The organism is Cupriavidus sp. 01L46 (genome assembly GCF_056399905.1).
Genome location: NZ_JBFTSF010000153.1, coordinates 1 through 14,775, shown reverse-complemented (window position 1 = coordinate 14,775; position 14,775 = coordinate 1). Strand labels below are relative to the sequence as shown.

At 65.9% G+C, this 14,775-nt stretch carries 13 protein-coding genes; 4 read left to right on the top strand and 9 right to left on the bottom strand.

Annotation, left to right across the window (positions count from 1 at the left end; translation table 11 throughout):
* The 3 genes from AC1DS3_RS23840 to AC1DS3_RS23830 form a co-directional block, all read right to left on the bottom strand.
* A partial coding sequence (locus tag AC1DS3_RS23840) for an AMP-binding protein (RefSeq protein WP_477128088.1) occupies positions 1–1,173 on the bottom strand: 1,173 nt, incomplete at its 3' end.
* A gap of 292 nt (positions 1,174–1,465) precedes the next feature.
* On the bottom strand, positions 1,466–2,185 hold the full coding sequence (locus AC1DS3_RS23835; RefSeq protein ID WP_043357103.1) for a dienelactone hydrolase family protein: 720 nt from the start codon (positions 2,183–2,185) through the stop codon (positions 1,466–1,468).
* A gap of 152 nt (positions 2,186–2,337) precedes the next feature.
* Positions 2,338–3,072, bottom strand: coding sequence for a DNA/RNA non-specific endonuclease (locus AC1DS3_RS23830; RefSeq protein WP_441639022.1), 735 nt, complete (start codon positions 3,070–3,072; stop codon positions 2,338–2,340).
* A 346-nt stretch (positions 3,073–3,418) separates the two neighbouring features.
* Here AC1DS3_RS23830 and AC1DS3_RS23825 point away from each other — a divergent pair, with 346 nt between their 5' ends.
* Entirely contained in the window at positions 3,419–4,330 is a 912-nt protein-coding gene (locus AC1DS3_RS23825) for a LysR family transcriptional regulator (protein ID WP_477128087.1), read from the top strand.
* A gap of 208 nt (positions 4,331–4,538) precedes the next feature.
* On the top strand, positions 4,539–5,282 hold the full coding sequence (locus tag AC1DS3_RS23820) for an SDR family oxidoreductase (RefSeq protein ID WP_477109336.1): 744 nt from the start codon (positions 4,539–4,541) through the stop codon (positions 5,280–5,282).
* A 33-nt stretch (positions 5,283–5,315) separates the two neighbouring features.
* On the opposite strand, the gene AC1DS3_RS23815 is transcribed toward AC1DS3_RS23820, so the two are convergent.
* The 3 genes from AC1DS3_RS23815 to AC1DS3_RS23805 form a co-directional block, all read right to left on the bottom strand.
* Positions 5,316–5,567 (bottom strand): hypothetical protein, encoded by a 252-nt coding sequence (locus tag AC1DS3_RS23815; protein WP_477128086.1) that lies wholly within the window; start codon positions 5,565–5,567, stop codon positions 5,316–5,318.
* Between the two features lie 309 nt (positions 5,568–5,876).
* A complete protein-coding gene (locus tag AC1DS3_RS23810) occupies positions 5,877–6,881 on the bottom strand; it encodes a Bug family tripartite tricarboxylate transporter substrate binding protein (protein ID WP_477128085.1) in 1,005 nt (334 codons plus the stop codon).
* 112 nt (positions 6,882–6,993) lie between these two features.
* Entirely contained in the window at positions 6,994–8,400 is a 1,407-nt protein-coding gene (locus AC1DS3_RS23805; RefSeq protein ID WP_441639030.1) for an amidase, read from the bottom strand.
* A gap of 420 nt (positions 8,401–8,820) precedes the next feature.
* Here AC1DS3_RS23805 and AC1DS3_RS23800 point away from each other — a divergent pair, with 420 nt between their 5' ends.
* Together AC1DS3_RS23800 and AC1DS3_RS23795 are read left to right on the top strand one after the other, a co-directional pair.
* Entirely contained in the window at positions 8,821–9,783 is a 963-nt protein-coding gene (locus AC1DS3_RS23800; protein WP_441639032.1) for a LysR family transcriptional regulator, read from the top strand.
* 164 nt (positions 9,784–9,947) lie between these two features.
* Positions 9,948–10,154, top strand: a complete 207-nt coding sequence (locus tag AC1DS3_RS23795; protein WP_441639034.1) for a dodecin — start codon at positions 9,948–9,950, stop codon at positions 10,152–10,154.
* Here AC1DS3_RS23795 and AC1DS3_RS23790 read toward each other — a convergent pair.
* The 3 genes from AC1DS3_RS23790 to AC1DS3_RS23780 all read right to left on the bottom strand — a co-directional run.
* The gene (locus tag AC1DS3_RS23790; RefSeq protein WP_477128084.1) at positions 10,123–10,929 is read right to left on the bottom strand and encodes a tetratricopeptide repeat protein; all 807 of its coding nucleotides are present in this window, start codon (positions 10,927–10,929) and stop codon (positions 10,123–10,125) included. The two genes, AC1DS3_RS23795 and AC1DS3_RS23790, sit on opposite strands and share 32 nt — an antisense overlap.
* 117 nt (positions 10,930–11,046) lie before the next feature.
* Positions 11,047–13,260: a TonB-dependent receptor gene (locus tag AC1DS3_RS23785; protein ID WP_477128083.1), complete on the bottom strand. Its 2,214-nt coding sequence runs from the start codon at positions 13,258–13,260 to the stop codon at positions 11,047–11,049.
* A 257-nt stretch (positions 13,261–13,517) separates the two neighbouring features.
* Positions 13,518–14,775, bottom strand: a 1,258-nt coding sequence (locus AC1DS3_RS23780) for a TonB-dependent receptor (RefSeq protein ID WP_477128082.1), incomplete at its 5' end; no start/stop codon positions are given.

The window sequence follows — 14,775 nt, the reverse complement described above, 5'->3', positions numbered from 1 at the left end:
GCCCAGGTCGCCCGAGTGGAACCAGCCGCCGCTGAAAGCCTCGGCGGTCTGCTCCGGTTTGTCCCAGTATTCGGTGAGCAACTGCGGCGAGCGGTGCACGATCTCGCCGAGCTCGCCGGGCCTGGCGTCCTGCATCTTCTCGTCGACGATGCGGGTTTCCACATTCAGCACGGGACGCCCGGCCGAAGCGGGCCGCTCGCGGTGCTCATCGGGGCCGAGCACCGTGGCCAGCGGGCCGATCTCGCTTTGTCCGTAGCAGTTGAAAAAGCCCAGCGCGGGCAGGCGCTCGCGCAATTCCAGCAGCACCGGCAGCGGCATGATCGAGGCGCCGTAATAGGCCTTGGTCAGCGAGACCAGCTGGCGCGGATCGAAGTCCGCGTGGCGCAGCAGCGCAATCCATACGGTGGGTGGTGCAAAGAAGCTGGTGATGCCGGCCTCGCGCACCGTGCGCAGGCAGAAGCCCGGCTCGGGGCTTTGCGCCAGCAGGATGCTGCCGCCCATCAGCAGCAGCGGCATCAGGAAGACATGCATCTGCGCGGAGTGGTAGAGCGGCAGCGCAGCCAGCGCGTCATCCTCCGGCTTGATGTCGCACGTGGCGATGGCGCTCATGTATTCGGCCAGCAAGGCGCGATGCGTCAGCACGGCCCCCTTGGGCGCGGACGTGGTGCCGGAGGTGTAGAGGATCTGCGCCGGCATGGCGTCGTCGAGGGTGGCAAGGATCTCCCCGGCGGGGCCCTTGGCCGCCGTCAGCACGTCGCGCTCGCCGCCGCCATGGAGGCTGCCCAGCAACGGGCAAGGCAGCCCTTCGACGTGCGCGGCCAGCGCCGGGTCGGCGAACAGCGCGCTGGCGCCGGACTGGGCGACGATGTATTCGACCTCCCCGCGCGTCATCGAGAAATTCACCGGCACATGGATCAGCCCGGCACGCAGGCAGCCCAGCCACAGCAGCACGTAGGCATCCGAATTCTTGCCGAACGCCGCCACGCGGTCGCCGGGGCGCAGGCCCCACCGTTGCAGCGCGGCACCCACGCTGGCCGCCGCGGCCTCGAGTTCGCGATAGGTCCAGCTGCGTTCGCCAAAGCGCAGCGCCACCTTGTCGGGGTTGCGCCGTACCGCGCGGGCGAGGGCATCGGGGATAGTGTTGCGCAGGACGCGCTGCTGCTCTGACTGCATGGTGGTCTCCGTTATGGTTTTAGGGTCCAGCAAGTCTTGAGAGCCGATGCCGCAGGGCTTGATCGCGCCATTGCATTCCTGGCGCAAGCACGATGCCGCGACGTTGGCGTTCGAGGGGCCAGCATACGGGCGGGCCGGCGCAGGCGCAAGCCGCCCTGGCGTGGGGAAGGCGGAGACGCCGGGCAGGACGTCCGGCGCAAGGGGAGGATAGAGCGAGGCAGCGCGCCACGGCGGCGCCGTGGCGCGTGTATGCAGCCCGATGGCGGCGGCTTTTGCTGCCGCTGCCGCTGGCTCAGGCGGACAGCGCGCCAGCCAGGAAGGTCAGGGCTCGGCCGTGGGCCAGCGCGGCGGACGGCTGATGATACGAGCCGCGCGCCCAGCAGTTGAAACCGTGATCGGCCTGCGCATAGACGTGGATTTCCGCCTGGCGGTTGCCGGCCACGGCAGCGCGCACTTTCTCGACGGCGTCGGCCGGGATATGCGCATCGAGCGCGCCGTAGTGGAACTGGACCGGCACCTTGATACTGGCGGCTTCCTGCAGGTTGTTCTGGATGCCGCCGCCATAGTAAGGAACCGCCGCATCGACCAGGCCGCGTGCGGCGCTCAGGTAGGCCATCAGGCCACCGAAGCAGTAGCCCACTGCCGCAATCTTCGCGCCCGCGCCGAGCTGGCCGCGCAGCGCCTTGGCGGTGGCGGCGATGTCTTTCACCGCCAGCTCCACATCCACCTTCTGGCGCAACTCCATCGCGCGCGCCATGTCCGCGCCCGCATAGCCCAGTTCCACGCGCGGCGCCAAGCGCCAGAACACGTCCGGCGCCAGCACCACGTAGCCGTCGAGGGCGTACTGGTCCGCTACCGCGCGGATATGTTCATTGACACCGAAGATTTCCTGCACCAGCACGATGCCAGGTGCATTGGCCGCCTTGCCCGTGGGCGGCAGGGCAAGGTAGGCATCGAAGGCGCCACCTTCGGTTTCAACGCGGATCCATTGGCTGTTGCTGTGGTTAGGCATGCTTGCTTGCTCCATTGACACTCAGTGCCGTTGATCGGCAGGACAGAAATCCGGAAAACTGCAAGTGTGCCACTGTCCGGGCAGACGTGCCGCGCGTGCCGCAGCACGCACCGTCACTCAGCCCGTCATGCAGCATGCGGGCGCCCGGTCCATCAGCTTGCCGGCTGAACGCCAGGCAGGAATTCGATGCCGGTGCGCTTGACCAGCTCGCCATAGGAGATCGGCTTGCCCGGCCGGGCGGCGTCGGAGTTCTCGATCCAGTGCGCCCAGGCGCGGTTGGTCGACGGATCGTAGACGAGCTTGTAGAGGTATGTGGGGACCCAGACCTTGCCGCTGCCAATGGTGCGAACGTTGCCATCGAAGACCGGGCCCGTGATGACATAGACATCGCCGGCCGCGCGCATGGCGTACTTGCGTGTGGCCTTTTCGATGGAGGCCCATGCCTTGCGGTTGTTCTGGCTGTATTGCGGCACCACATTGGCGAGCGTGAACGATTGCGACATGGCTTGCGCGGTCGGCTGGTCGGCGGCAGGCGACATATGGCCACGGTCGATGCCTTCATTGCCCTTGTAGTCGTCCAGTTCCGCCCGCTCGGCGCGGGGCAGGCGCGCATCGGAGAAGAAGCGATTTGTTCGCGCCTCGTCCCTGGCATCGATCAGCTGCACGCGCGACAGGCGCTCGGCCACGTACAGCGGGGTCTTGCTGCGGCCCGAGTGCATGACAGCAAAGGCGTCATAGCAAAGCGGGCGCAGCTTGAGCTCGGCCGAGCTCGGTGCCTTGGGGGCCGCGCTTTGCGCGAAGAATTGAGGACATTGGGAAAAGCCGCCGGAAGCGCTGGCCACGCCAGATGCCAGGCACAGCGCCACCGAGAAAAAAAACTTCTTCATGCGAGAAAGGAATCCTTACAGCTTGCAGGTTTGAAGAGACGGCAAAAGCCGGCAAAGGCCCGAATAGGCCCGAATAGGCCCGAATAGGCCCGAATAGGCCCGAATAGGCCCGAAAAAACCGGCGAGAGCCGTCAGAGGACATTGCACCGTTGCGCAGGATGGCGGAGGCCGCGCGCGGGAGCCGGGCATTCTGCCAGACAGAAGCGCGATGCGGAACGGGCGATGCGCAACCTACATAGACCAGGGCGGCAATGAGACAGTTCTCATTCAATGCCGCGGCGGCTCCTATAATCGCGCTTTTGCACAATCACCTACGCACCTGCGTTTTTTCACGGCGCACACCACCATGCTCAACCGGCTGGAAATGCTGAGGATCTTCTGCGCGGCAGCGGAGTCGGCTTCGTTCAAGGCAGCCGCGACGCGGCTGGGCACGTCGCCGCAAACCGTCACCCGCGCGGTCAAGGACCTCGAGGAAGCCGTGGGCGAGCCGCTGTTCCACCGCAACACCCGCCAGATCCGCATCACCGCCGCCGKCGAGCGCCTGGCCGAGCGCGCCCGCGCGGCGCTTGTCGATGTCGACAGCCTGTTTGCGCATCCGGCCAGCCGCTCGGACACGGAGCTCAAGGGCGTCGTGCGCATTACCGCGCCGAGCACGCTTGGGCGGCAGCATCTGCTGGTGGCGCTGCGGGAGGTAGCGCTGGCGCATCCGGGTATCACGCTCGACATCCGGCTTTCGGACCAGGTCGCCGATGTGGTCGACGACGAGATCGACATCGGCCTGCGCCTGGGCATGTTCCGCGACCAGCGGCTGGTGGCGCGCATGACGACGCGGGTGGGCTTTCATATCGTGGGCACGCCGGAGCTGGTGGCGCGCGTGGGCAAGCCGGCCGACCTGGCCCAGCTCGCCGCGCTGCCCACCACAGGCCTGATCGACCGCAGCAGCGGCCGCGCCTGGCCGTGGTATTTCGCCCAGGGCGAGCAGTTCAATCCGCGCGCGCCAGCTTTTCTCACCGACGACCCGGAGACCGAAATGGAAGCGATCCTCTCCGGGCTCGCCTACGGTCAGTTGCCTGACTATCTCGCGCAGCCCCATCTGCGTTCCGGCCGCCTCGTCAGCGTGCTGGAACGCTTCGCGCCCGCGCCGTGGGGTTTGTACATCTACCGCTCGCGCCGTAGCCCGGTGCCGATGCGCATCCGGCTGGTGTTTGACGCGCTGGTGGCTTACTTCGGCGACAAAGACGCAGTGGCGGCGCGCTGAGCGCGCTTCCCGCTTTCCGTCGCCCGCTTCCCGCTGTCTTGACCGAGCGGACGGTAGCGTACCGCTGCCGGGCACGGTTATCCGTTAGCCAATCAATTCCAGAACATGGAATTCTGAAATCAAAACGTTTCCATTTTGATTGATCATCGCCGCCAAGATAATCACTTCCATCCGCAGGCAGCGCGCCTGCAGTTTTCCGGAGTGAACAATGAGCACGAACATCGCAAGCAAGGTTGTAGTCATCACCGGCGCCAGCAGCGGGCTGGGCGAAGCCACCGCGCGTCACCTGGGCGCGGCGGGCGCCTCGCTGGTACTGGCCGCCCGTCGCGGCGACCGCCTGGAAACCCTGGCGGCCGAGATCCGCGCCAAGGGCGGCAAGGCGGAAGTGGTGGTAGCCGACGTGAGCCGGCGCGCCGATGTCGAGGCCTTGGCGCAAAAGGCCGTGGCAAGCTTCGGCCGCATCGATGTCATGATCAACAACGCGGGCCTCATGGCCATCGCCCCCATGAGCGAGGCCAAGGTCGAGGAATGGGAGCGCATGATCGACATCAACATCAAGGGCGTGCTGTATGGCATCGCTGCCGCGCTGCCCGTGTTCCAGAAGCAGGGCGCGGGGCACTTCATCAATATTGCCTCGGTCGCGGGCGTGAAGGTGTTCAGCCCGGGCGGCACGGTGTACAGCGGCACCAAGTTCGCAGTGCGCGCCATTTCCGAAGGCTTGCGGCATGAAACCGGCGGCGCGATCCGCACCACGGTGATTTCGCCGGGCGCGGTCGACTCGGAACTCAAGCTAGGCAGCTCCCACGCGGAAAGCGCCAAGGTGGTGGGCGAGTTCTATCAGCAAGCCATCCCGGCCGATTCGGTGGCTCGCGCCATCGCCTACGCGATCGAGCAGCCGGCCGACGTGGATATCAACGAGATTGTGCTGCGCCCGACCGTGCAGGAATTCTGAGCATTGCGGGCAACGCGGCCGCGTCCCTGTGGATCAGGCCGCGCGCGGCGTCTTTCGGCTGCGCATGGCCGAGGGGCGCACCTGCTGCAGGGTGCRCAGGCTCTGGATGGCATCTTCGATCGCCTCGATGCCTTGGGTGAGGCGGTCCCGGGCCTGGCCCAGCGCGGTCTGGGTCTCGGCGTCGAAGATCGCCAGGTGATCAAGCGAATCGACCTCGGCCTGCAACTGGCCGACGAGCCGTCGCAACTGCGCGGTGCTGTGTGATGCGGTGGAACGGATTGCCATTGCGGTCTCCGGAAAGGCAGGGCGCACACTCGTAAGGTAGAACGTATGCACCGGAAAGGACAAACTCTTTCTCGGCGTGTTCGATCGTTTTACGCGTTAGGCAACAGTCCGCCAACAGTCCGCCAACAGTTCGCCAACCGTCTGCCAATACTCGCCCAGGACAGCGCAAACAACGGCTAGGCGCGGACACCAAACGCGCCATTGCGATGGCATGATCCTTGCCAGTTTGCCTGGCGTTTTTCGAGGCGTTCTTTAGCGAGCGGGCAGCCTCGCATGGTGCCATGCGAGGCCGATGCCGCTGGATAGCGATCAATCGGCGTGGATGTTCGCTGCTTGGGCGATCTTGCGCAGGCGCGCGATCTCGCCGGTGACGCGCACGCGGTATTCGCCGGCGCTGCCGTACTCGGGCTCGAAGCCGTTGGCAGTCATGCTCTGCTGCAGCGCGGGATCCTTCATCATGCTGGCAATGGCGGTTTCCAGTGTCTGGCGCGCCGGCGCGGGAATGCCCTTGGGCGCGACGATGGCAAACCAGGTGCTGAGCGACACACCGGGATAGCCGCTTTCGATCGCCGTGGGCACCTGGGGCAGCAGCATCGAGCGCGCGGCGCTGGTGACGGCGATGGCCTTGACCTTGCCGCCCTTGATTTGCGGCGCGGCTGCCACCACGGTATCGACCGACAGCGGGATCTGGTTGCCGATCAGGTCGGCCATGGCGGGCGCGCTGCCTTTGTACGGTACGTGCAGCAAGCCCATGCCGGTCGCCGCGTTGATCATCTCGCCCGCGAAGTGCGCAGTGGTGCCCGCGCCATAGGAGCCGTAGGACATGCCGCCTGGCGTGGCCTTGGCCTCGGCCACCAGTTGCTTGAGCGTGTCCGCCTTGACTGCCGGATTGGCCAGCAGCACCAGCGCCGTGGAGCCGACCATGCCGAGCGGCTCGAAGCTCTTGAGCGAGTCGTAGGGCAGGCGTGAGTATGTGACCGGATTCACGGTGAACGTGGTGGCAGCACTGAGCAGCAAGGTATAGCCGTCAGGCGTGGCTTTCGCCACATAGTCGGCGCCGACGATCGTGCCCGCACCGGCCTTGTTCTCTACCACCACGGATTGCCGCAGCACTTCGCCCAGCTTGCGCGCCACCAGGCGGGCAAGCACATCCGTGGAGCCGCCCGGGGGAAACGGCACTACCAGCTTGATCGGCTTGTCCGGGTACGTCTGGGCCAGCGCCGGCCCGGCCACCGCCAGTGCCGCGCAGGCGGCGGCACCGCCAATGATGCATCGGGYCACGCCGCTGGTCATGTTCAGCGTCCATCTTGTCATGTGCGTTGCAAACATCTGTGTTTCCCCTTGTGTTGCGATCAATGTGGTCGATGTTGTCGAAATGGTCAATGTGGCCCGGTGCGCGGACCCTGGCCGGCGCCATGGTGGCGGCTTACAACGCCGGGCGGATGCGCCCGGCGGGATTGGCCTGCTCGAACAGTTGCGCAAACGCCAGCAGCGCGCGCTCGCCGCGATATTTGCCGACGATCTGCAAGCCCACCGGCAAGCCGTCGTCGGTAAAGCCGCAGGGCACCGAGATGGCGGGATGGCCCGTGATGGTGATGCGGTAGCACGAGCGCATCCAGCCAATATAGCTAGGCATCGGCACGCCTTCGATGCGCTGCGGATATTCGGTTTCAACGGCGAACGGCGTCACCTGYGACACCGGCGCGATCAGAAAATCGTAGCGCGCCAGCAGGGCCTGCATGCGCGCAAACATGCGGCTGTGGGCCCGCGCGGCTTCCGCCATCGCGGCGCCGTCCTGGGCCAGGCCCAGGTCGATGTTCCAGAGCACTGTTTCCTTCATCTGTTCGCCATGCTCGGCGCGCGCCGCGCCGTAGTTGGTGGCGAACGCCAGCGCGCGCAGCACCTCGAAGGCGTGGTCGGCCCCGCTGAAATCCGGCTCTGCCTCGTCCACCGTGCAGCCCAGCGCCTGGCACTGGCGAATTCCCTCCTGCAGCATGCGGCTCACCGCCGGCTCGAACGGCAGCCCACCGAGCGTCGGGCTGACCGCCACGCGCAGGCCCTTGCCATCGATCCGGGGCAGGGTGGCGAAATCGCTGGCGTCAGCGGCAATTGCCAGCGGGTCGGCCGGATCGTCGCCGGCCAGCACGCTGAACATCAGCGCCACATCCGCCACCGAGCGGCCCATCGGCCCGCCCACCGTGAGCGTGTTGAATGCATGGTTGGCCGGCGTCATCGGCACCCGTCCGATCGACGCTCGCAAGCCCACCACATTGCAGAAGCTGGCCGGGTTGCGCAGCGAACCGCCCATGTCCGAGCCATCGGCCAGCGCGACCATGCCCGCGGCCAGCGCCGCCGCGCTGCCACCACTGCTGCCACCGGCCGAGACGCCCAGGCGGTAAGGGTTGCGCGTGGCGCCGAACACAGCATTGAAGGTGTGCGAGCCCGCGCCGAACTCCGGCAGGTTGGTCTTGCCCAGCATGATGGCGCCCGCGGCCCGTTGGCGCGCCACCACCGCGCTGTCCTGCGCCGGCACAAAATCCCGGTACACCGCCGAGCCAAAGGTAGTGCGCACCCCCGCGCTCAGGAAGGAATCCTTGTGTGCCACCGGCAGGCCAAACAGCGGCCCGGGCACGGCGCCGCGCGCCAGCGCTGTGTCGGCCGCATCGGCCGCGGCCTGTGCCTCCTCGAAGGTGGTGGTGACGATCGCGTTGATGGCCGGGTTGACGCGCTGGATGCGCGCGATATGCGCGTCAATCACTTCGCGCACGCCGAGTTCGCGGGTGCGGATGGCGCGGGCCATTTCCACGGCGCCAAGGTAGCAGATGTCTTCCATGAGGTTACGGTCTCCTTGCTTCGCTTTGCATTCTGTCAGCGCCCCGCGGCCGCTCGCTGGCTTGCGTGCGTGCGCGGCTGGGGCATGGCGTAACGATAACGGCAGCCGGGCCAGTTCCGGCAAAACGCGTGTCGCAATGCCAACAGCATTTCCGCGCTCTGCCTGCCAGTTCACGCCCGCCAGTGGCGTGGCAGAGCGCACTAGCCGCACCGCGGCGGTKCCGTTTGCGCGAGAAGCTGCCGCTCAGGCCGCGCCGCATGGCATTTCGGCACCATTGGTGCTCCGGCCAGCCAGAAAGCTGCTTTCTAAAATCAGCAAGGCAGGTGCGGGCCAGGCTTATCATTGCGCAAAGGCCGGTGCGCAATGGCAGCACGCTGCCAGTCCCTCTCATGCAAAGACACGCTTGCCGGAAGCACAACCATGAAGTTCACATCGATCCACGCGGTACCGCTGGCCTATTTCCTTGAGGTGGCGGAGCGCGGCTCGCTCAGCGCGGCCTCTGCCTCGTTGCATGTCGCGGTATCGGCCATCAGCCGGCAGGTGGCCCGGCTCGAAGCGGAACTCGGTACGGCGCTCTTCGAGCGCGAGCCGCGCGGCATGCGCCTGACCGAGGCCGGACTGGTGGTGCAGCAGTACGGACGCCGCGCCTTCCTCGACGCGCAGACCCTGCAGGCCGATCTCCAGGGCTTGCTTAGCTTGGCGCACAGCAAAGTCAGGCTGGCCTGCACCGACGGCTTCGCGCGGGACTACATGCCTTACGCGATGGCGCTGTTCCAGCGCCGTTTTCCCGGCGTGAGCTTTTCGCTTGAAGTCTGCGCGCCTGCGATCGCCACACGCATGGTCCGCGAGGGCACGGTGGACCTGGCGCTGACGTTCGCCATCGCGGCCCAGGAAGGCATCGAAGTCGCCTATTCGGAAACCGCGCCGGTCTATGCCTATGTCGCGCGCAAGCATCCGCTGGCCGCGCTCAAGCGCGCCAGCCTGAAGGAGGTGGTGGCGTATCCGCTGGCGCTGCCCAGCGAGACCAACACCATCCGGCAACTGTTCGACCTGGCCTGCGGCGTGGAAGGGCTGCGCCCGCGCATATTGCTTAGCAGCAATTCGCTGAGCGCGCTGGTGGGCTACCAGACGTACGCGGACGCGGTGTACCTGACGGGTTCCCTGGCGGTGCGCAACAACCTGCGCGCGGAGCGGCGCGTGCTGGTGCCGATCGCCAGCCGCGCCATGCAGCAGCGCGCGCTGCAGGTGCAGACCATGGCGGGGCGCCACTTGCCGCCGGCAGTGCGCGCCTTCGTCGAATGGCTTGCCGAGGACATCGCCGGGCGGCGCCGCGCCGTGCAGGACCAGCCGGCACGCCGGCGCGCCGGCCAGGTTCAGGCATGAACCGCCGGCACGGGGCCAGTGCTTAACACGTCAGCAATCTTGTCGGCGAGTAACCGCACTTTGGATTTGCCGTGCCCGCTGCCTATGATGGAGAAACGTATCCGGAGCACCAAGCTGGCGGGTGCGTATCGTAGCCAGCGGCCATCGCGCCAAGGAGGGCGGACATGTCAAACCACACCTACAAACTGGTTGAGATCGTGGGCTCGTCGCCGGACGGCTGCGACGCGGCGATCCGTAGCGCCATCGACAAGGCGAGCGAGACCATCAAGCATATCGACTGGTTCGAAGTGGTTGAGACACGCGGGCACATCACGGACGGCAAGGTCGCGCACTTCCAGGTCACGCTGAAGATTGGGTTTCGCGTGAGCTGAGTTGCGCCGCATCGTCCGCGTGCCTATACAACTGGTTCAGCGCTGCGTCGGGCGCGTCGCGCAGGAAGGCGAGCATCTTCTCGATGAAGGGCGCATTGGCGGTGCGCGGCACTTGCCGCACCCAGCGGATGGCCTCGTGTTCCTGGCCGCATAGCGCCAGCGCGCGGGCGTAGTTGAACTGGCCGCGAAAATCGCCGCCTTCGGCCGCGCGGCGGTAGTAGTCCATTGCCACGGCCGCGTTGCGTTCCACTTCCCAGCCGTCCTCGTAGAAGCCGCCTACGATATTGAGCGACTTGGCGTGCCCCATATCGGCGGCCCGCAGATACCAGTCGAGCGCCTGCGGGCGGCTGGCGGCAATGCCGCGGCCCAGCACCAGCGCCGTTGCCAGGTTGTACATGCCCCAGTCGGAGCCGCGCTGCGCCGCGAGCGTGTACCACTGCGCTGCCGCGTGATCGTCCTGCAGCGTGCCCCAGGCGTTTTCGTAGCAGCGGCCAGTCATGTTTGAGGCCCCGGCATGACCGGCGTGTGCGGCGTACTTGAACCACACGAAGGCGCGGGCTGCGTCGCGCTCGACGCCGTGGCCTGCGAGAAACCACTRGCCGAGAATCATCTGCGCTTCGAGGTTGCCTTGCACGGCGGCGCCGCCCAGCCAGGGCAGCGCCAGGTGTGGCGGCTCGCGCAGCTTGTCGGCCAGGCCGTTGGCGCCAAGCTGGTCAAGCTCTCCGGGAGAGACGATGCGGAAGGGGAGTGTGGCCAGTGTGTCCAGTGTTTCCATACGGGGCGGAGAAAGTAAAAACGGCACACCGTGCCGCAAGGGTGGTGTGCCGTGTGCGGGCTGGCCGGTCTGCAAGACCGGCCGGCAGCGCAGGGTTTGCCGAGCGCTTGCCGCGGCTCAATAGCGCACGTTGAGGCTCAGGACGCCGGAGCGTCCGGGAGCGATCGATGCATAGTGGCTGGCGTAGGCCTGGTTGTAATAGACCTTGTCGGCCAGGTTGAACACATTGAGCTGCACCGCCACGTTCTTGTTGATGCGATACGAAGCCATCGCATCAAAGCGCCAGTACGAGGGCACCCATTTGTTGGTGGCTTCGCTGCCCCACACCTTGGAGACGTAGTACGCACCGCCGCCTACCGTGAGGTTGGGGATGATCTGATACGTGCTCCACACGCTGAAGCTGTCCGCCGGCGTGTTGGGGAAGGACTGGCCGTTGGTGGCGCCGAAGGCCGCACCCGAGCCGCCGTTGTTGCGCAGTTCGCTCTTCAGGTGCGTGTAGCCGCCGAACACGGCCCACTTGTCGGTGACGTTGCCCGAGAAGCCCAGTTCTACACCGTCCACGCGCTTGTTGTCGGCCATGGCGGCGGTGCCGTCCTGCTGCGTGATGCGCGCATTGGTGGTTTCCACGCGGAAGATCGCGGCCGTCAAAGCGAGGCGCTTGCGCAGCACGTCCCACTTGGTGCCGATTTCGAAGGCGCGGTTCTTTTCCGGGGCGAGCTGGTCGCCCCGGTTGCCGGCGCGGTCGGGCGCCAGTGCGTTGCCGTCACTGCCCTGGGCCAGGAAGGAGCCKGCAGGGGTCGACGAGGTGCCGTAGGAAACGTAGAAGCTCGCGTTGTCCACCGGCTTGTAGACCACGCCCAACTGGTAATTGAACAGGTTGTCGTCACGCGAGTACTCGGCGCGGGTGCCGTTGGCGGCGCGGGCGGCCTGGAACTCGGTGCTGTAGCGGTCAAAGCGCACGCCGGCATTGAGCAGCCACTGCTTGTTCAGCTCGATCGAGTCGAAGGCGTAGACCGAGCTGGTGTTGGTCTTCGAGTTGGTCGGGTTGTTCACGCGGCTGATGGCGCCCGCCCATGGGTCGTTGGGGTTCGGGTTGTACAGCGTGGTGCAGTTGTAGCCGCCGGCGGCGCCCGGGCCGCTCGGGCAGCGGTTGCTGCCGGTCGCCACGTTGTAGCTGTCGTTCTCGCTCTTCTCTTGCGCGAACTCCACGCCGAAGGCGTACTTGTGCTTGATCGTGCCGGTGGCGAACTCACCCGACAGGTCGGTCTGGTTGGCAATGGTATTGGCGGTGGCCACACGCGTATTGGTGCGGCGCCAGATCATGCCGTAGTACAGATTGCCCTGGCTGTCGTCCGGCTGGGTCCAGATGAAGTCCTGGCTGGTCTTGGCAATACGGGTCTGGTTGCGGAACTTGAGCGCTGGGCTGAAATCGTGCTCGAAGCGGATGGTGCCCATGTCGGCCTTATCCTTGCGGAAGTCGCGATCGGACAAGCCGTAATAGGTGTTGCGCGGCACGTTCACCGGCGAGCCGTCGCCGGCGACGCTCAGGCGCGGGCGGCCGTCGGTGCGGCGATTGAAGGTGGGGTTGTTGTACGGGATGCCGGTGTCGGGGATATCGTCCGACTGCATATGGTAGTAGGACAGCGTCAGGCGCGTGTCGGTACCCAGGCCGAAGGCCACGGAGGGTGCAAAGCCCCAGCGACTCTGGTGCGTGGTATCGCGCCCGGCGACGCCGGCATCGTGATACATGGCGTTCAGGCGGAAGGCCGCGTGGTCGGCGAACTTCCAGTTGCCGTCGACCGTGGCGCGCTTGTAGTCCGCATTGCCGACGCCAATGTTGCCTTCGGCGAAGCTGGTCAGCTTGGGCGCCTTGCTGACGATATTGATGCTGCCGCCGGCCGAGCCGCGGCCGTCGTAGGCGCCGGCCGGGCCCTTGGTGACCTCGACGGATTCGACGTTGAACAACTCGCGGCTTTGCGAGCCGATATCGCGGAAGCCATCCAGGAAGGTGCTGGCCTGCGCATCGTAGCCACGGATAAAGGGCCGGTCGCCAACCGGGTTGCCGCCTTCGCCGGCGCCGAAGGAGATGCCGGGTACCGTACGCAGCACATCGCTCAGGCTGGTCGAGCCGGTGCTCTGGATCACTTCCTGCGGAATAACGGTGATCGACTTGGGCGTATCGAGCAGGGCGGCGGGCGTCTTGATCGACGATGCGGTGTCCGCCTTGAAGCCGCTTTCGTTGGCGCCACTGACGGTTACCGCGGGCAATTCGACGGCAGCAACGGTCGTGCCGGCCGATTGGGCAGCTACCGGTGCAGCTGCGACCGCCATGCCAACGGCGCCCGAAAGGCGCGGTATGACGTTATGTTTCTTGTTCTTCCGGACGACAAAAGCGGTCTGCACGAATTTCCCCGATTGCTTGAATAATGTTGAGAATGAGAAGAATTATCATTTGTATTTCATATGTCAGTCAAGACATACATCCATCGTGTCTGTAGCGAAAACGTTACATTTTCGAATTCGCGGTACGGGAATAGATGCCGTGGCACGTGCGGCTCCCGCGTGCCACGACGAGGACCAACCTCGGCTCAGTACCGCAGGTTGACGTTGAAAACGGCGGCGCGCCCGGGCGCAATCGATGCGTAGTGCGCCGGGTAGGCCTGGTTGTAATAGACCTTGTCGGCGAGGTTCATCACGTTGAGCTGCAGCGTCACGTTTTTGTTGATCTGGTAGGCCGCCATGGCGTCAAAGCGCCAGTAGGACGGCACCCAGTTGTTGCGGGCCTCGCTGCCCCACACCTTGGAGACGTAGTAAGCGCCGCCGCCCACCGTGAGATTCGGGAGGAACCGGTAGGTGCTCCACAGGCTGAAGCTATCCGACGGCGTGTTGGGGAAGGAGTGGCCGTTGGATGCGCCGAAGGCCGCGCCGGATCCGCCGTTGTTGCGCAGTTCGCTCTTCAGGTGGGTGTAGCCGCCGAAGACAGCCCACTGGTCGGTCACGTTCCCGGAGAAGCCGAGCTCGATGCCGTCCACGCGCTTGTTGCCCGCCATGGCCGCGAGGCCGTCTTCCAGGATGATGCGCGCATTGGTGGTTTCCACGCGGAAGATGGCGGCCGTCAAGGCCAGGCGCTTGCGCAGCACGTCCCACTTGGTGCCGAGTTCGATGCTGCGGTTTTTTTCCGGAGACAACGCGGAGCCCGCGCTGGTCGGCGCGAGCCCGCTCGGCTCGCTGCCCTGGCCGACCACGGCGCCGGCTGGCGTGGACGAGGTGCCGTAGGACAAGTAGACACTGGCGTTTTCCACTGGCTTGTAGACCACGCCTACCTGATAGTTGAAGAGGTTGTCGTCACGCGTATGCGTGCTGCGCGGGCCGGCGCCGCCGTTGGCGCGGGCGGTCTGTACTTCGCCGCGGTAGCGGTCGAAGCGCAATCCCGCATTCAACATCCACTGCTTGCTGAGCTCGATCGAGTCGAAGACATAGACCGATGCGGTCGTGGCCGTGTGATTGGTCGGGTTGTAGTTGCGGGCGATCCGGCCGCTCCACGGGTCATGCGGGTCGGGGTTGTACAACGTGGTGCAGTTGTAGCCGCTGGCCGCGCCCGGGCCGCTTGGGCAGCGGCTGTTGCCCGTGGCGACCGTGTARCCGTCGTTCTCGCTTTTCTCGCGAGAGAATTCCACGCCGAACGCGTACTTGTGCTTGATGGCCCCGGTGAGGAACTCGCCCGACAGGTCGGTCTGGTTGGCCTGCGTAGTGGAGATGCCGTGGCGCTGGTTGGTCCGGCGCCAGACCATGTCGTAGTAGATGTTGCCATTGAAGCTGCCGTCCGGGCGCGTCCACAGGTAGTCC